The organism is Aeromonas sp. 11P (genome assembly GCF_051920165.1).
Classification (GTDB): domain Bacteria; phylum Pseudomonadota; class Gammaproteobacteria; order Enterobacterales; family Aeromonadaceae; genus Aeromonas; species Aeromonas veronii.
The window spans coordinates 2,994,367-3,009,970 of the sequence record NZ_JBQBDJ010000004.1 but is presented as its reverse complement, the minus strand read 5'-3'; the positions used below and the strand labels follow the sequence as shown (position 1 = coordinate 3,009,970).

Below are 15,604 nucleotides of genomic sequence, written 5' to 3'. Positions count from 1 at the left end.
AGGAGTGGTGATGGACGTTTCAACCCTGCTCGACGGGCTCAACGACAAGCAAAGAGATGCCGTTGCGGCGCCCCGCAGCAACCTGCTGGTGCTGGCCGGTGCCGGTTCGGGCAAGACCCGGGTGCTGGTGCACCGTATCGCCTGGCTGATGCAGGTGGAACGCTGTTCACCCTTCTCCATCATCGCGGTCACCTTTACCAACAAGGCGGCGGCCGAGATGCGTGGCCGGGTCGAGAAGGTGATCGGCGACGGCGTGCGCGGCATGTGGATCGGCACCTTCCACGGTATCGCCCACCGCCTGCTGCGGGCCCACCATCTGGATGCCGGCTTGCCGCAGGATTTCCAGATCCTCGACTCAGACGACCAGTACCGGCTGATCCGCCGGGTCCTCAAGGCGCTCAACCTCGACGAGAAGCACTGGGCCCCGCGCGCCGTGATGGGCTACATCAACGGCAAGAAGGACGAGGGGCTGCGCCCCGGCGACATCGACCTCTATGGCGATCCCGTCACCCGCACCTATCAGCAGATCTACAAGACCTATCAGGAGACCTGCGATCGCTCCGGTCTGGTGGATTTTGCCGAGCTGCTGCTGCGCGCCCACGAGTTGTGGCTCAACAAGCCGCACATCCTCGAGCACTACCGCGACCGCTTCCAGAACATTCTGGTGGACGAGTTTCAGGATACCAACGGCATCCAGTACGCCTGGCTGCGGATGCTGGCGGGCAACAGCGGCAAGGTGATGATCGTCGGCGACGATGACCAGTCCATCTACGGCTGGCGCGGCGCCAAGATCGAGAACATCCAGCGCTTCCTGACCGACTATCAGGGGGCCGAGACCATCCGCCTCGAGCAGAACTACCGCTCCACCGCCAATATCCTCAAAGCCGCCAACAGCGTCATCGCCAACAACGCCGAGCGCCTTGGCAAGGAGCTGTGGACCGAAGGGGCCGAAGGCGACCCAATCTCCCTCTATGCCGCCTTCAACGAGGTGGACGAAGCGCGCTTCGTGGTCGGCCGCCTCAAGGATTGGAAGGAAAAGGGCGGCTTGCTCGCCGACTGCGCCATCCTCTATCGCTCCAACGCCCAGTCACGGGTGCTGGAAGAGGCACTGATGCAGGACGCCATGCCCTACCGCATCTACGGCGGCCTGCGCTTCTTCGAGCGGCAAGAAATTAAAGACGCCATGGCCTACCTGCGTCTTATCAACAACCGTGGCGACGACGCCAGCTTCGAGCGGGTGGTCAACACCCCGACCCGTGGCATCGGCGATCGCACCCTCGAGATCCTGCGCGGCAACGCCCGCGATCAGGGGCTCAACCTGTGGCAATCGGCCAAGGCGCTGCTCAATGACAAGGTGCTGACCGGTCGTGCCGGTAACGCGGTGCGCGGCTTTGTCGATCTCATCGACGCGCTGGAGGAGCAGGTGTCCATGCTGCCGCTGCACCAGCAGGCGGATATCGCCATCCAGAACTCTGGCCTCAAGGCGATGTATCTGGCAGAAAAGGGCGAGAAATCCCAGGCACGGGTAGAGAACCTGGACGAACTGGTCACCGCCTGCCGCCAGTACCAGCGCCCGGACGAGCTGGAAGACATGAGCGATCTCTCCGCCTTCCTCGCCCACGCGGCGTTGGAGTCCGGCGAGAATCAGGCCGACGAATATGCCGATGCGGTGCAGCTGATGACATTGCACAGCGCCAAGGGCTTGGAGTTCCCGCTGGTGCTGCTGGTCGGCGTCGAAGAGGGGATGTTCCCCAGCCAGCAATCCACCGAGGAGTCGGGCCGGCTGGAGGAGGAGCGCCGCCTCTGTTACGTCGGCATGACCCGCGCCATGGAGAAGCTCTACATCTGTTATGCCGAGAGCCGCCGCATCTACGGCCGCGAGATGTTCCACAAACCGAGCCGCTTTATCCGCGAGATGCCCGCCGAGTGTCTGGAAGAGATCCGGCTGCGTACTCAGGTCAGCCGCCCCACCCAGTACGGCCGCTTTAGCCAGAACGAGGTGCAGCAGAGCTTTGACGCCAGCGGCATCAAGCTCGGCCAGCGGGTGCTCCATCCGAAATTCGGGGAAGGGGTGGTACTCAACTTCGAAGGGGTCGGCCAGCAGAGCCGAGTGCAGATCCAGTTCGACGACGTCGGCGCCAAGTGGCTGGTGACGGCCTATGCCAGATTGGAAGCATTATAGAATGCCGATATTATTCTTTGTGAGGTATATATGCGAGTTCTAATGTCAATTAAACCAGAGTATGCAAATGCAATTTTTTCAGGAGTAAAAACATATGAATTTAGACGTAAAATTTTCAAAAGAAAGGATGTGAACACTGTTGTTGTATACGTTACCAAACCTGTCGGGAAAGTAATCGGTGAGTTCACCATTGACACTATAATATCTGATAGACCAAGTACTATATGGATCAAAACAAGCCAAGAGGCCGGAATTTCAGAAGGTTACTTCAACTCCTATTTTTCTGGAGTAGATATCGGTTATGCGATAAAAGTAGGTGCCTTAATAAAATACGAAGCAGGTGGGTTTGAAATATCTAGACTTGGAGTAAAAAGAGCGCCTCAATCGTATATGTATATTGAGTAACATTCATTTTAACTTTAAAAAATGATATTCATTTTTATTTTTCCAGTATTCTCCGAGCACCTTTTTATCGACTACAAATCCCTTTTTAATCAAAAAGGGATATAGTTCATCCAGTACGTCTTCATTGACCGTTATCGACACATCACTTTTCCCCAAGAAGTCAAGAGAGCGAGACATTAGGTAACTGGCCAAACCTGCATTTTTATATTTTTCCTCGAGAGTGAATGTTGAGATTTTTTTCTCATCACACGTATTTTTAAGAATTGATATTCCTGCAGGAACATCATCAATAGATAAAACCAAAAAATAACGTTCCAGTCCCGGAATGTTATTTTTTTCTTTCGAAAAATTAGTAATTCCTCTCCTTAACTCTTCATCAAAGAAGAAATTTGATTTCATAGCGTCTCGAGAAGATTTACAATACCAATCATCAAAGTTTCGATATAACTCACTTGGTTTTCGTAATAGACGCTTTATCTCTCCATTATTAAAATCAGATGGAGTGTCCATTAAATCGAGGCCAACATTTTTAACCGAAGAGGGAACCTGAACTCCCTCTCGGTTAAAATCCGACTTCGTTAGCCTTTCAATTTGCTTCATCACTACACCTCAAATAAATACTAGTTATAGTATATATCGACATGAGAGCTATGTACATGAGCAAAAGCCCATTGTTTATTAAAACAAATATGTTCAATCAGGGTTGTTTCCGGTTGGTGGAGTTGCTGGGGTTGGTGGAGTTGGTGGAGTTGGTGTAGTTATTTCTAGTAAACAAGGTATATTTACTTTGAGTAGATCATAACAGAAGCAGCTAAATATACTAATAAGCATAATTACTATAATATAGATAATAACCGTATACCATTTATGCTTAATTGACTTAAATTTAGCCACAGCAATAAAATCAGTGATTTTATTGTCACTCTCTTTCGATGCCTCCTTTGACCAATGATAAATCATGGTTGGCTGAGTAAATGGCAATGGGTCTTTACGGCTCTTAATTCTCTTTGAGATATAACTCTTAACTCTATTTATCCACGTTGATTTTGATTCAGGAACTGAAATATCTGCTTGCTCAAAATATTTTCTCCATGTTTCAGCCTCTAATATTCTACATTTTTTATAACTACTTCCAGAATGAGAGAGTTGATACTCATCACTTTCATCACGAATGATAAAGAGGTGATATTTTTGGGGTGTTGAACAGGTTGCTGCCACACTGGTTTTTATTTCCTTAGGCAGCACTCTTATCTCATTAATTCTGAAATCTACAACATCAAGCTGCTCTTTGAATGGTTTGAGAAACCCGTCATTACCTTTAATCGTATGAATCATACTCCCATAAGCTGTTTCATCTAGGGGAATTCTGAATCTAATGTAATGCTCTTTATTTTTTTTGTTTTCCTCATTCTCCATTCCGTTGAACTTTGACAATCCCCCAAAACATGATTTAAGATCAAGTTTAATGTTGTTTTTATTTTTTTCACTTCCTGTTTTTTTGGATTTTGCAAGACCATCCAAACACGACTTAAGATCAAACTTGATATTAGTGTAATTATGTGGTGTATCATCTACAAAAACACGTTTATCATATCCAGACAACGTGGCATTAAAGTCTATATTAAGATGAAGGTATATCTCATCTCCACTAGAAAAGCAAATTCTAGAATGCTTTGTCTTTAAGTTTTCAAGCAAATCCACATAGTCATTGAATATAGCAGTAAGTAAATCCTGACTATTTACCATTTTGGTGCTAAGGTCTTCAATGCTACTTTTTTTTACTTTAAAGGGAATATTTATATTCAGGTGCTCAGCATTATCTTCATCAATAATTGAGAAGTTTATCCCGATGTCAATACATCTTATTTTCGGAGATGCAGTCGTCCACAAATTAATATGAACTTGATTTATTTTTGCCGCATTCTCTGAGCCAGTAGCCCAAATACCAAAACTGCTTGCCATGTTATCCCCTAAATAAAATAAATTAAAAATAACAGAAATATTATTTTTAATGAAGCGTTAGCCCATATGTGTTTAGAAAAATCTGGGCCCCACTTTTCTGACAGAGGCGTAACTGTTGATGCTACGCCCTGTTTGTACAACGAAGATATCTGATTACTTAACCAATTTGCTCTCCATCACCCCTTGCTTGCCTTCCTCCTCACTGACCTGACTCAGCTTGGAGCGGGCCATCAGCAGGCCCATCTTGACCTCCTGCCAGACGTAGTAGTTTTTACCCGCCTCGGTGCTGAGGGTCAGGGTGGCATCGTTCTCCGACTTGGAGGTGATGGTGTGGCTGCCCGGCGTCACCTGCTTGAGGATATAGCTGTGGGCCACGGTGTCGCCTACGGCAGAACCATCCACCAGCACCGGCATTTTCACGGCCGTGCCGAAGGTCTCGTTGCGATAGATATAGAGGTTGGCCGCATCCTTGGGCGCCACAAACTGCTTGGCCTGCGCGTCTGCAGTGGCAGCGGCCATGGGTACGGAAGCACAACCGGAAAGCAGCGCCGCCGACAGCAGGGCGGCGCCCATCATTATTTGCCTGAACATAGTCGTTATTTTTTAGTGAGTTAACGGGGTTTAAAGGTTCGCATGAGCCTGCGCTGACTGACAATCGCTCAAATCGGTCGGGGTGTGACCCGGTTCAATTTTTCGGCATTTGGTGGGATAGATCAGAAACCCGGCCGTCAGGCGCGGCGGCCGGGTGAATTGTAAAGAGTAGGGTGACAGGGAAAGGGATCAGCCTAGTCTAATCAACTCGATGGGGGCGTAGCGCTCACCGGAGTTTGCCAGCAGCACGCACTTCTCATGCTCCGCCTGATAGGGGGTCATATTGTCGGTGTGGGCCTCTTTCAGGAAGTCGACAGCGCCGGTGGCGGCAATCATGACGCGCTGACCCTGATTCAGCACATTGCGGTTACGGTCATAGATCTTCATTTCATTCTCCTATTCTTGTGTCCTGGCGAATACGCAGGCGTCTGTCCAGGACAACGGCATTCAGCCTACGCCCCTGAAAAAAGGTGATTTATGTCACAGATCAAAAAAGGGGCGATAAGGGACTCGCAGGGCGAAAAAGCGAGCATGGCCCCTTGGCCAACGGCTGTCGCGCGAAGTAGCGCCTCCCCTGCCCTTTTCGTCGCGGCAGGCTCGAACCCGGCGGCGGTTGGGGTATATTGGTGGCCGATTAGCCAGTCTCATTCACCGTGGCCGCGCACGCGGGCCGCTGTTTCAACAAGATGGAGAGTGCTCATGAATCGCGATATCACCGCCCAGTTCATCAAAATGCTGACCAATCTGGATCACTGTCTGGCCAAGGGCGAGGCCCACGCCGCGGCAAAGCAGTTCAACGTGGATAACTTCTTCGGCGATCGGCTGATCGTCGATATGCTGCCGTTCTGCAAGCAGGTGCTGATCTGCTGCGATTCGGCCCGCAGCGTGGTTGCCACCGCCAGCCACAGCGAGCTGCCAGCCATGGGCGATGAGCCCAAAACCATCGCCGATCTGCGCGCCCATATCGGCAAGACCATCAGCTATCTGCAAGGCAAGCTGGACGCGGACTACAGCCAGTATGCCAGCGGCCGTTATGTGCCCCACTGGGCTGGCGGCAAGGGGATGGATGGCCATACCTGCGTCCATGAGTACGGCATTCCCAACTTCTACTTCCACCTCACCATGGCCTACGCCCTGTTGCGCCGCGCCGGGGTCGATCTCGGCAAGCGCGACTATCTGGGCGGGCTCAACCTGCAATAAGCGCCGCTCGCCACAGGTGGCCAAGAGATAGCAAAAGCCTGCCACGCGGCAGGCTTTTTGATATCGGGTGGCGCTGAGCTGGTGCGCAGAAGAGCTGCGCCCTAGAAGGGGCCGTTGTTCTCGCGCAGCTTGTCGGGCAGGCCGTCGTGATCCCCCAGCTCGCGCTCGGGCACGTCATCCCAGTGCAGCTTGCCGAGGGTGATATTGCGCTCGGGGTGAACGGCGTAGTGGATGCGGTTGTCCTCCCGATCGGTATCGCCGATGCAGAGCAGCCGGACGATCGCTTCGGTGTTGTTGATAAAGGCGTGGGCCAGCCCGTCACCGGCCTTGAAACCCACCGAATCCTCCGGTTGCAGCCGATAGAGCACGCCGTCGAGCCAGACATCCGGCGTTCCTTCCAGTACGTGGACAAACTCATCCTCTGTCTTTTCGGCATGGGGCCAGCTGGTACGGTGGCCGGGTTCGACAATCTCGTGGTGAATGCCGATGCGGCTAAAGCCGAAGTGTTTGCCGAGGGCGCAGCCGCGGGAAAGGGGCTCCTGACTGCCGGAGTAGTAGCGCGGCGTCTGCTCTTGCAGCTCGCGCCAGTGTTTGATGCAGGGGTGGCGATTCATAGCGGTTCCTTTTCTATGAGGATGCAGTCACGGGAAGGGTCATCCTGACGGCCAGAATGCGGGGAGAAAAGCAGAAATTTTCTGGTCTGATGAGCCCCTCTGGCGAGGGGCACAATAAGCGGGGGTTACTTGGCCTTGACGCAAGGCAGGGGGGAAGCTCGCCCTGTGCAGCCGTGCGGGTCATCTGGTAGTTCCCTTTCAGATCCCGATAGACACGGGTGTTCCACACCTCACCGTTGTCGAGCTGGAACTCGATGTCGTAGTTGACCCCGGAGACCACCTGGCTGCGCACCTCGCGGATGCTCTGCAGTTTGGCGGCCGTATTCATGCGAGCCAGCACGCTGGCCAGCGCGGCCTCTCCTTCAGCATTGGGCAATGGCTGACTCTGCCAGCCTCCCGCCATCGGCACACACTCCGGCGTGGATGATGTGGTGCTGCAGGCACTCAACAGGCCAGCAACAAGGATGGGTAACAGCACACGTTTCATATCATTTTCTCCTGCCTTAAAAATGACCACCTTATCAATATCTTGCCATTAATGCAGCCAAAAAGGCTCCGGCTGCGCCCCGTTCAGACGCGATAAACCGTCAGCGGCCCAGATTGTCTGCCAGCTGTTTGGCGCGATTGGCCGCCCACTGGTCGATCATCTTCTCCATCTCCTCGGCGGTGATGGGCTCATCCTTGTGGGTGGTGTCCGTGCTCTCGCGGGCATCCATCACCCGCACCAGCAGCTTGCCGCTTTGGGAGTCGAGCAGTTGAGCCATGCTGCCCACCTTGAGCAGGTAGGGCTCCTTGCCGATCACTTCGCGGGTTACATTGATGGCGATCTTGGCTGGCAGCAGGTCACGCAGCTTGGGGTCGGGACGGGTCAGGTCGAAGTTGGTGACGGCAGCCTGGATCCGCATCACCTTAGGGCCGGGGGCAGTGGCAATCTTGACGCCCTGCTTGATCAGCTCGCGCTGGAAGGTGTCGTGGTAGTAGCGGCCAATCTGGTTCTGTTCGTTGGCGGTCAGCAGATACCACTGACCATTCTCCTGCCGGATAAACTGCAGCGGATCGAGCAGCACCTCATTGTATTGGCGCAGATCAACGCCCGGCTCCTTGTAGACACGCTGATTGGGGTTGCTCTCGCTCTGCTGGAAGGCTGTCAGCGGGATCGCCTGCAAGCTGTGGGATACCTGATTCTTGACGGCGCAGCCACCCAGCAGGGCCGCAGCCACGGCAACCATCACGACCTTTTTCATATTTGCTCCTGCATTTTACTGTTTGTTTTTGCTGTGGATTTCACACCACATGGCTGGAGAACCCGTGCCGGATGCCGCCAATGTCACAGAGAAATAACCTATTCATCACCTTCCCACAAGGGACAGATCAGGATTGTTCAGCTCACATCCAAGTTGTCACAATTGAGGCACTTTTGTACAGGGTCAGCCAGGGTACGAACGGCAATCTGGCGAGGGTTCGGTTGTTTAATCCGGCTAAATGGGGCGGCGGTAATCACTCCGTTTTTTCAAACGATGCGAGCCCGCGAGCAGCGTGAGTTGAACGGGTGAATGCCTTGGAGCGGGCGATGACCGATCATCAGCCATCTTGCGCAAACTTGTCTGCCACCGGAGAAGCGGCAGGCTCATTCATCAGTTATCGAGATCCCAGGGGCACTGCTTGACCAGCCCCTCTTTGCCGCTGGCGACGATCGCCTGCTGCACCATCCGCTTGTAGCGATTCTTGATATGGGCGGGCAACGCGGGCACCAGCAGCCGCTCGTCAAACTCCGGCAGCGGGCGATCCGGCAGCACCGCCTGCTCCTGCGGGCTGAGGGGCGGCCGGGAGGCAATATTGCTGGCCGAGATGGTGGGCGTGCCCACCAGCATCTGGCGCTGCAGCGGCGCGCTCAGCAGAAAATCCACCAGCAGGTAGGCCGCCTTGAGCCGGGCGGGATCATCCCCGACATGGCGGGCGATGGAGATCGCATCGAGGGCATAGATGGCCCCCTCCTGCACCATGGCGATCCGCCACTGCTGATCGTTCTGCTTGTTGCACTCCACCAGCTCCAGCCCCCAGGTGGTGGCAAAGGTCTGCTGGCGCAGATCCTCACAGCTGTTGGCCTGATTGAACCAGAAGCCGCGACTGGCTTGCAGCCGCTTCGACAGCTGCTGCTCCACCTCTTGCTGCAAGGTCTTGTCGGCCAGCATCTCGCCGCTGGCAAACAGGGCGGGCGACTTGCCCAGCGAAAGCAGCACCGAAAAGAGCAGCGGTTCGAACTGGTCGCAGAACTCGGCAAACTGACCCGGCTGCGAGCTGTTGGCGAGCACCTGCCAACTGGCGGGCACTTGCAGTACATGCTTGCTGTCATAGGCAAGGCTGAACATGGCGTAGGAGAAGGGCACCGAGTAGTTGCGCTCCCCCTGCTTGTCATACTCGGTGTTTTTGAGGGCGGGCTTCACCTCAGCGTAGTGCTGCAGGCGGCTGAAATCGATGGGGAGCAGCAGCTTGAACAGCGGCTGGTGATGGGCCTTGTAGAAGTAGCTGGTCGGCAGCACCACATCGGCGCTGCGAGTGCGCAGGGCGCGGTAGACGCTGTCGAAATCGGTCAGCAGCGGCTCGATCCGGCTGACCGTCGCTTCCACCCCATGGGCTTTGGCATAGTCGGCAAACTGTTGTTCATAACCCGCTGGCAGATAGCCCCACTCCAGCAATTTGAGCTGAACCGGGGCCGCCAGCGCCGGGGTCATCCCCAACAACCAGCAAAGAGGCAGTAGACGCATGGCCGGGCACTCCTGACAGGTAAACCTTGTTGCAGTATAGGCCCATGCGCCCACTCGTCAGGCCACCAGCTCGGCTCCCATGCTCGCCAGAATGGAGAGGCTGACCACCGCAAACAGCACGCCGGTCACCAGATTGAGCGGCCGCTGCACCCGCAGTAACAGGCGCTGGGCACGATCGGTGGAGAGGCTCCACGCCAGCAGCCCGAACCAACAGAGGGAGATGATGAACAGCTCGCCCACCAGCAGGCTGCGGGTCATTCCATCCACCTCTGGCGTCACAATGGCGGCCAGCAGACCGATAAAGAACACCAGCGCCTTGGGGTTGAGCAGGTTGGTCGCAAGGCCAGTGCGTACGCCCCTGCCCCAGCCGCGCAGCTCGTTGGCTGTGCTGGCCATCACGGTACTGCTCTGCTGGCGAGCCGCCATCAGGGCGCCCCACCCCAACCAGCCCAAATAGAGGGCGCCGCAGCACTTGATCACCATAAACAGCAGCGGATGGCTGGCGATCAGCATGCTGATCCCGGTCAGGCTCAGGGTGGCGTGCACCATGATCGCCAGCGAGATGCCCAGCGCCGCACCAAGAGCGGTCGGCCGGTGCAGGCTGGTGCGCAGGATCAGGGCGAAATCGGGGCCGGGGCTGGCCAGTGCAATCAGGTGCATCAGGCCGAGGGTAACGAACAGACTGGTCAGCATAACAACTCTCGCTTTAACGACGGAGAGCCAGCATGGCGGATCAGCGGGGGGCGCGGCTTGTAAAAGATTGCATCTGGGCACGAAATTCGGCGGGCGTCAGACCGAATGCCTGGCGAAAGCCGTGGTGGAAGTGACTCTGATCGAAGAAGCCGACCGCCAGCGCCACCTCGCTCACCGCCATCCCGCTCGCCAGCAGCCGCTTGCCCTGCTCCAGCCGCAGCCGTTTCAGCCAAGCGTAGGGGGTCATACCGCTGCGCTTCTTGAACTGGCGCAGGAAGGCGAAACGGTCGAGCCCGAGCAACCCCGCAAGCTCTTCCAGCGAGTGGGGTTCGTCGAGGGCGGCCATCAGGTAGTCGCGCAGGAATCTCAGCTGGGGATCCGCCAGCTGGTGTACCTCGGGGGCCAGATGCAGCAGCTCCCCCAGCAGGGCGAGCAACTGGCTCTCGATCAGCAGGGCATCAGCCTTGGGGTTGTCGAGATAGCCATGCAGCTGGGCAAAGCCCTGATAGAGGTCGGGCCGGCTCTGCAATCCCTTGTCGAAGAAGGGTTCCGGCTGCTCCGGCAGCCAGAGCGCCAGCTGCTGCGGATCGATGGCGAAGACCCGCACCTCATACCCTTCCGGCAACAGGCTGAGGCCGTCGTGCACCTCGTCCGGGTTGACGGTAGAGAGCACCCCGCGCACCAGATGGTGGCTGTTCCCCTTGTGGATAAACTTCTGGCCACCCCGCTGCACCAGCCCGATATGGTAGTCGAGATGGACATGGCGGCCGTAGCTGAACGCCCTGTGGTGGGAGTGTGACAGCTCGACCCCCGGCAGGTGCGGGGATTGCCAGTAGCGGATAAGGGAATCGGTAGTATTCATGGGTTATAGATACACCAGAAGCGGGCCTTGGACTTGTAGATTATTGCACGCAACCCCCTCTCAACGCCCCCACAGCCGCGGGGTTGGCTCCACCAGCGAGGCGAGCGGCACCCGCTCCACCATCTGACGCATATGTTGCACCAGATCGGGATTACCATCCCCCAACGACTTGTTCAGCACGATATGCACCTGCAGCGAGGTGACCGGCAGGTAGATGAGGCGGGTCGCGGCAGGAAGTTTGGCGCGAAAATGGTTGGCGGAAATATCGTTGGAGAAGAGCGCGGCATCAATCCGCCCACGCAGCAACTTCTGCATGTTGCCATGCTCCCAGCTGAGCTGGGAGAGGGTGTCGATATGGATCTGCGGATGCTGCAACAGCGGCGGCACGATCGCCTGACTCGACCAGCCGATGGTGGTGCCGTAGAGATCCTCCTGCCGTTCGACCGAGTGAAGTCGCGATGGCACCAATACCACCAGCACCGGCCGCAGCAGCAACAGGTGGGGGTCGATATAGCGAAAGTGACGAGCACGCTTGGGACTGTAACTCAGCAACGGGGTCAGATCGCACTCGCCGCTCTCGAGGTTGCTGAGCAGCCGCGCCACATTGAGCCCCTGCCACTCGATGGTGCGCCCGATCGCGGGTTCGATATGACGGCGAAAGTAGTCGATCACCGGCCCGGAGACCTTGCCCTGCTGATCGATGGTGACCAGCGGCGCCAGCTGGTAAACACATCCCCGCAGTGGCACGTTGATCGCCACGGCTTGGCTGATGGTCATAAGAGGGAGAAGAAGTACCGATAGCAGTAGTACCAAACGCGTGCCCGAACGAGAGATGCCCATAAGTGCCGACCCGATGCCCTGATAGCCATCAGCATGGCACAAGGCAAATGAGCGGGCTATCTGCTCCTGCCGCGCTTCGGCCTCTTGCCCTCCCCGACTCCCATGACCAATGGGCCCCCGTTTTATTGCAGTGAAAATCAATAATGCCGCTGCTTTGATGGATTTTGGTCTCTTGAGATATAGTGCTGCCCCATTCATCACACCGGCGGGTGAGCACCCCGCCGGACAGGTAGATTCATGAGACTGTTTTTGCTGTTGTTGTCGTTGTTTGCCACGACCGTAAATTCTGATGAAAAGCCGCACCTGCCCTATTAGGACTGGGGTCGCTGCCCGTTTGAAGGCTGCACCTATAAGACATGGACCACCAAGCAAGAGGTGATCGTCAGAGCCGAGCCATCCCTGACTGCCAAAGCGCTGTTCCGGCTACCTCGCGGCCAGCAGGTGGAAGGGTTGACCGGGGTCGTCATTACCGAACAACCGGGGATCGTCGAGATACTCAGATCGGTCAAGCTGGGCTACAGCAAAGAGGGCAAATGGCCACTGTTGAATATGAAGGCAGGGGAAACGCTTTATATCCTCGGCGGACTGGGCGAAGGCAATAGCCTGTTCTGGTACAAGGGCAAAACCTACATCCTCGATTATGACTATGCGCGCAAAGAGATCAGATACGGCCCGCCGCCGCAGAACCAGTGGTGGGTAAAAATTCGGGACAAACAGGGGCGTGAGGGTTGGGTTGCCGAAGCCAAAAACTTCGCCCATATGGACCGTTTCGAATAGTGACAGCCAGCCCCCGAGCTCGGGGAGCTGGCCGTGGATGACTCACTGCTTGGGTTGCAGCTTCATCTCTTGCAGATACTCCAGCACCTGGGTTTTGTAGTCCGCCTGATAGGAGAACTTGGTGCTGTCGCATGCCGCAATCAGGTTGACCGCGGTGCAGAACAGGGTTGCTGCCAGCAGCCCCTTGCCAACCCACTGCGGATAACGACGGCTCCAACGCACCAGTAACAGCAGGATCGGGAACAAGGCGTAGGGGAAGATCAGCATCAGGTGCCAGTAATTGAAGATGATGGGTGACAGAGCCGCACTCACCAGCACCGCCAGCACCGCCGCCAGCGCATAGAGGCCGAGCCAGCTCTCGCCATCTACTGGCGCACGGTCGCTGCGCAGCAGACGCGGCTTGAGTTCACGCCACAGCTGCCAGTTGGCCTTGGCCGCCAGCAATACGGTCGCCGAGCCCACGCCGTAAATCACGATCCGCCACAGCCAAATCGCCGCCATCTGCAGGTATTCATGCCCCGCCAGCCAGATGAACTGGGTATCGTTGACCAGCTTGCTGGCAAACAGCCAGGAGCCGTAGCGCAGCCAGTAGAGCACTGATTTCAGCACCGGATAGACATGCACCAGCCCCCAGCCGATATAGCGCTGGCGCGCCTCGGGATCGACGTTCTGGGCAATATGGCTGTTGCTCATCACTTCCATGGCGTAAGGGATCAGGGAGGCACCGATCAACAGGGCAGCCACCACCACCCCGCTCCAGCTCACCTTGAGAATGCGGCGCCAGAACAGATAAGTGGACATTACCGCCAGCAGCGGCCAGGAGTAGTGCAGTTGCATCGCCATGCCGATGGCCAGCAGGTGGACGATCATGTGCCAAAAGGAGGCCCGCTCGCGCATATGCCAGGCCGACCAACAGTGCATGGCCGAGAAGAGGAACAGATAAGAGGGGTTGTAGAGCAGACTCTCGTACTGGAACCAGGGGTTGAGCCAGCAGAGCACCAGAAACAGCAGACGCACCCTGTCATCAAACACCTGACGGATCACTGCATCAAACAGCAGAAACCCGACCAACCGCATCGCCAGCAGCAACACCATGGGGGCATAGGGAGAATCCCACAGCAGCAGCGGCCCGCCAATCAGCCAGGCCGACAAACTCCCCGGCACATTGCCCACCGCACTCGCCGCATTGCCATAGCTGAGCCAGACCCCCTCATAAACCCCAAGGTAACCCTTGTGGAGCATCTGGGTCTGGTCGCCGGTGAGGAGTTGGTGATCGGAAAACAACCAGGAGAGCAGCAGCCCTCCGCCAAGCCCCAGATAAAACAACACACTGGCCCCGTATCTCTTGTGCAATTCGTTCAATCCCTGTGACTCCTTTTATTTAGGGTTCTTGTTATCCAACGAGGCAACCCATCTGGAGAAGGTCTGCTCGAACTCATTCATATCCAGCGAATTGATATCCTGACTGGCCAACGACTTGGAAAACAGCGTCATCGCATCCTGAGTGTTGGGGTGCCACTCCGCGTAGTTTTCATCTCCCCCACCCAGATCAGGGTTATAGAGCCCCAGGATCGGCAAGGCCAACCCCGCCGCAATATGTACGGTGGCGGTATCAACCGACACCAGACCAACCGAGTGACGCAGTTGGGTAAAGAGTCCGCCAAGCGATGGGGTCTCTGGCGACAGCAGAACCCGAGCAGGCTCGCTGGCTTTCTCGCGCAATATGGCAACTTCCTGCTCCATTCCGGGCGGGAACAACAGGCAGAGAGTTTGCGGACAATGGGCCAGCATCAGCTCCAGCATGCGGGCAATCATATCCGGCCGCAGACGGCGGGCACCGCCACTGCCATAGGGGTTAAACGCGATCACCTGCTGCGTGGCAGGCCACCATGCTGCCAGATTTTGCTCCCACTCGGAACTTTGAGGGATCACATATCGGGTATCGGGATCGTGAATCCCCATGCTATCCAGCAGCGCCGCGAACTTGTCAGCAAAGTGGCGTCCGGCAGTGCGTTCGCCAAGCTTGATATCAATGGAAGCCAGCTCATCATCCATGCCAGCAATGTGGCAGGCATCGACCTGATTCAAAAAGTAGATATCTTTCATCTTCAGTGACTTGCCAAGATGGACCAGATATCCGACCCGCCCAAGAGAGTGCGCCAGAGCTTTAAGCTCGCCATAAGCCGGGCGCTTGGGTATCTCGATGACCCGATCAGCACCCAAATGATCGCGAAATAGCGGCGCCATGGCACCGGTCGCCACAACCCACACTTCCCGCTCTGGCTGTGCTCGGCGAATTTCCCGAGCAACCCAGGAAGAGACGATGGCATCACCCAGCTTGGCATCCCAACGAAGCAGCACCACCTTGCCACTGCCATCGTCAGCTGGGCGACTGCGCGCCCGGTCAAACAACCAGCGACCCAACCGGCGACGCAATACATCGCGTGCCAGTTGCAGCTCATTAATCAGCCCCATGGAGACCTCAGAATAAAAATAAAGGGGAGCAGAATACCAAGATATCGAACAGATTGGCAGCACTCTCCCAAACCACTCAATGCTCACTGTGGAAATAGAAGGCTTATTTATAGCCCCAAAGTTCATACTTATGGGAATAAAATTAATCGATTTTATTATAGACATTAATAACAGATAGTAATCTGTCAGCTTTTTAAATACTACCAATCCAATGAACTACCCATTACTATTACTCATT

Annotated in this window: 17 protein-coding genes; 4 read left to right on the top strand and 13 right to left on the bottom strand. The window is 55.8% G+C overall.

Features of this window, described 5'->3' with window-relative positions; all coding sequences use genetic code 11:
- Nucleotides 1-10 precede the first annotated feature (10 nt).
- On the top strand, nucleotides 11-2,182 hold the full coding sequence (uvrD, locus tag ACTG1P_RS13865; RefSeq protein WP_421299470.1) for a DNA helicase II: 2,172 nt from the start codon (nucleotides 11-13) through the stop codon (nucleotides 2,180-2,182).
- A 42-nt stretch (nucleotides 2,183-2,224) separates the two neighbouring features.
- Nucleotides 2,225-2,587, top strand: coding sequence for an ASCH domain-containing protein (locus tag ACTG1P_RS13860; protein ID WP_440001512.1), 363 nt, complete (start codon nucleotides 2,225-2,227; stop codon nucleotides 2,585-2,587).
- Between the two features lie 3 nt (nucleotides 2,588-2,590).
- Here the strand turns inward: ACTG1P_RS13860 and ACTG1P_RS13855 are convergent, their stop codons facing one another.
- The 4 genes from ACTG1P_RS13855 to ydfZ form a co-directional block, all read right to left on the bottom strand.
- Complete coding sequence (locus ACTG1P_RS13855; RefSeq protein WP_440001511.1) at nucleotides 2,591-3,187, bottom strand: hypothetical protein; 597 nt, start codon at nucleotides 3,185-3,187, stop codon at nucleotides 2,591-2,593.
- A 93-nt stretch (nucleotides 3,188-3,280) separates the two neighbouring features.
- Nucleotides 3,281-4,549 carry a hypothetical protein gene (locus ACTG1P_RS13850; protein ID WP_440001510.1) on the bottom strand — a complete coding sequence of 423 codons (1,269 nt, stop codon included), beginning with the start codon at nucleotides 4,547-4,549 and terminating at the stop codon, nucleotides 3,281-3,283.
- A gap of 153 nt (nucleotides 4,550-4,702) precedes the next feature.
- Entirely contained in the window at nucleotides 4,703-5,140 is a 438-nt protein-coding gene (locus tag ACTG1P_RS13845; protein ID WP_440001509.1) for a DUF2846 domain-containing protein, read from the bottom strand.
- A 189-nt stretch (nucleotides 5,141-5,329) separates the two neighbouring features.
- Nucleotides 5,330-5,527, bottom strand: a complete 198-nt coding sequence (gene ydfZ / locus ACTG1P_RS13840) for a putative selenium delivery protein YdfZ (protein ID WP_005357022.1) — start codon at nucleotides 5,525-5,527, stop codon at nucleotides 5,330-5,332.
- Nucleotides 5,528-5,839: 312 nt separating this feature from the next.
- Between ydfZ and ACTG1P_RS13835 the strand changes: the two genes are divergently transcribed.
- Nucleotides 5,840-6,340, top strand: a complete 501-nt coding sequence (locus tag ACTG1P_RS13835) for a DUF1993 domain-containing protein (protein ID WP_278170820.1) — start codon at nucleotides 5,840-5,842, stop codon at nucleotides 6,338-6,340.
- A gap of 101 nt (nucleotides 6,341-6,441) precedes the next feature.
- Here ACTG1P_RS13835 and ACTG1P_RS13830 read toward each other — a convergent pair whose 3' ends face one another.
- From ACTG1P_RS13830 to ACTG1P_RS13800, 7 genes are all read right to left on the bottom strand, one after another.
- Complete coding sequence (locus ACTG1P_RS13830; protein ID WP_440001508.1) at nucleotides 6,442-6,954, bottom strand: cupin domain-containing protein; 513 nt, start codon at nucleotides 6,952-6,954, stop codon at nucleotides 6,442-6,444.
- A gap of 13 nt (nucleotides 6,955-6,967) precedes the next feature.
- Nucleotides 6,968-7,441 carry a cystatin domain-containing protein gene (locus ACTG1P_RS13825; protein ID WP_440001507.1) on the bottom strand — a complete coding sequence of 158 codons (474 nt, stop codon included), beginning with the start codon at nucleotides 7,439-7,441 and terminating at the stop codon, nucleotides 6,968-6,970.
- Nucleotides 7,442-7,541: 100 nt separating this feature from the next.
- Nucleotides 7,542-8,198, bottom strand: coding sequence for a DUF3313 domain-containing protein (locus ACTG1P_RS13820; RefSeq protein WP_440001506.1), 657 nt, complete (start codon nucleotides 8,196-8,198; stop codon nucleotides 7,542-7,544).
- 390 nt (nucleotides 8,199-8,588) lie between these two features.
- Nucleotides 8,589-9,719, bottom strand: coding sequence for an ABC transporter substrate-binding protein (locus tag ACTG1P_RS13815; RefSeq protein WP_440001505.1), 1,131 nt, complete (start codon nucleotides 9,717-9,719; stop codon nucleotides 8,589-8,591).
- Between the two features lie 57 nt (nucleotides 9,720-9,776).
- Entirely contained in the window at nucleotides 9,777-10,412 is a 636-nt protein-coding gene (locus ACTG1P_RS13810; protein WP_440001504.1) for a LysE family translocator, read from the bottom strand.
- Between the two features lie 40 nt (nucleotides 10,413-10,452).
- A complete protein-coding gene (locus ACTG1P_RS13805) occupies nucleotides 10,453-11,274 on the bottom strand; it encodes an AraC family transcriptional regulator (RefSeq protein WP_440001503.1) in 822 nt (273 codons plus the stop codon).
- 60 nt (nucleotides 11,275-11,334) lie between these two features.
- A complete protein-coding gene (locus ACTG1P_RS13800) occupies nucleotides 11,335-12,051 on the bottom strand; it encodes a substrate-binding periplasmic protein (RefSeq protein WP_440001502.1) in 717 nt (238 codons plus the stop codon).
- 438 nt (nucleotides 12,052-12,489) lie between these two features.
- On the opposite strand from ACTG1P_RS13800, the gene ACTG1P_RS13795 reads away from it, so the two are divergent.
- Nucleotides 12,490-12,891: a hypothetical protein gene (locus tag ACTG1P_RS13795; RefSeq protein ID WP_440001501.1), complete on the top strand. Its 402-nt coding sequence runs from the start codon at nucleotides 12,490-12,492 to the stop codon at nucleotides 12,889-12,891.
- A gap of 42 nt (nucleotides 12,892-12,933) precedes the next feature.
- Here the strand turns inward: ACTG1P_RS13795 and ACTG1P_RS13790 are convergent, their stop codons facing one another.
- Together ACTG1P_RS13790 and ACTG1P_RS13785 are read right to left on the bottom strand one after the other, a co-directional pair.
- Nucleotides 12,934-14,133, bottom strand: coding sequence for a 3-deoxy-D-manno-octulosonic acid transferase (locus tag ACTG1P_RS13790; protein ID WP_440002307.1), 1,200 nt, complete (start codon nucleotides 14,131-14,133; stop codon nucleotides 12,934-12,936).
- Nucleotides 14,134-14,268: 135 nt separating this feature from the next.
- Nucleotides 14,269-15,366: a glycosyltransferase family 9 protein gene (locus ACTG1P_RS13785; protein ID WP_440001500.1), complete on the bottom strand. Its 1,098-nt coding sequence runs from the start codon at nucleotides 15,364-15,366 to the stop codon at nucleotides 14,269-14,271.
- Nucleotides 15,367-15,604: the final 238 nt, after the last annotated feature.

Excerpts from the sequence above, each read along its gene's own strand:
- ACTG1P_RS13830 (WP_440001508.1), bottom strand. The coding sequence starts at position 6,954 with ATGAATCGCCACCCCTGCATCAAACACTGGCGCGAGCTGCAAGAGCAG.
- ACTG1P_RS13785 (WP_440001500.1), bottom strand. The coding sequence starts at position 15,366 with ATGGGGCTGATTAATGAGCTGCAACTGGCACGCGATGTATTGCGTCGC.
- ACTG1P_RS13845 (WP_440001509.1), bottom strand. The coding sequence starts at position 5,140 with ATGTTCAGGCAAATAATGATGGGCGCCGCCCTGCTGTCGGCGGCGCTG.
- ydfZ (WP_005357022.1), bottom strand. The coding sequence starts at position 5,527 with ATGAAGATCTATGACCGTAACCGCAATGTGCTGAATCAGGGTCAGCGC.
- ACTG1P_RS13810 (WP_440001504.1), bottom strand. The coding sequence starts at position 10,412 with ATGCTGACCAGTCTGTTCGTTACCCTCGGCCTGATGCACCTGATTGCA.
- ACTG1P_RS13815 (WP_440001505.1), bottom strand. The coding sequence starts at position 9,719 with ATGCGTCTACTGCCTCTTTGCTGGTTGTTGGGGATGACCCCGGCGCTG.
- ACTG1P_RS13805 (WP_440001503.1), bottom strand. The coding sequence starts at position 11,274 with ATGAATACTACCGATTCCCTTATCCGCTACTGGCAATCCCCGCACCTG.
- ACTG1P_RS13850 (WP_440001510.1), bottom strand. The coding sequence starts at position 4,549 with ATGGCAAGCAGTTTTGGTATTTGGGCTACTGGCTCAGAGAATGCGGCA.
- ACTG1P_RS13790 (WP_440002307.1), bottom strand. The coding sequence starts at position 14,133 with ATGCTCCACAAGGGTTACCTTGGGGTTTATGAGGGGGTCTGGCTCAGC.
- ACTG1P_RS13835 (WP_278170820.1), top strand. The coding sequence starts at position 5,840 with ATGAATCGCGATATCACCGCCCAGTTCATCAAAATGCTGACCAATCTG.
- ACTG1P_RS13820 (WP_440001506.1), bottom strand. The coding sequence starts at position 8,198 with ATGAAAAAGGTCGTGATGGTTGCCGTGGCTGCGGCCCTGCTGGGTGGC.
- uvrD (WP_421299470.1), top strand. The coding sequence starts at position 11 with ATGGACGTTTCAACCCTGCTCGACGGGCTCAACGACAAGCAAAGAGAT.
- ACTG1P_RS13800 (WP_440001502.1), bottom strand. The coding sequence starts at position 12,051 with ATGACCATCAGCCAAGCCGTGGCGATCAACGTGCCACTGCGGGGATGT.
- ACTG1P_RS13855 (WP_440001511.1), bottom strand. The coding sequence starts at position 3,187 with ATGAAGCAAATTGAAAGGCTAACGAAGTCGGATTTTAACCGAGAGGGA.
- ACTG1P_RS13825 (WP_440001507.1), bottom strand. The coding sequence starts at position 7,441 with ATGAAACGTGTGCTGTTACCCATCCTTGTTGCTGGCCTGTTGAGTGCC.
- ACTG1P_RS13860 (WP_440001512.1), top strand. The coding sequence starts at position 2,225 with ATGTCAATTAAACCAGAGTATGCAAATGCAATTTTTTCAGGAGTAAAA.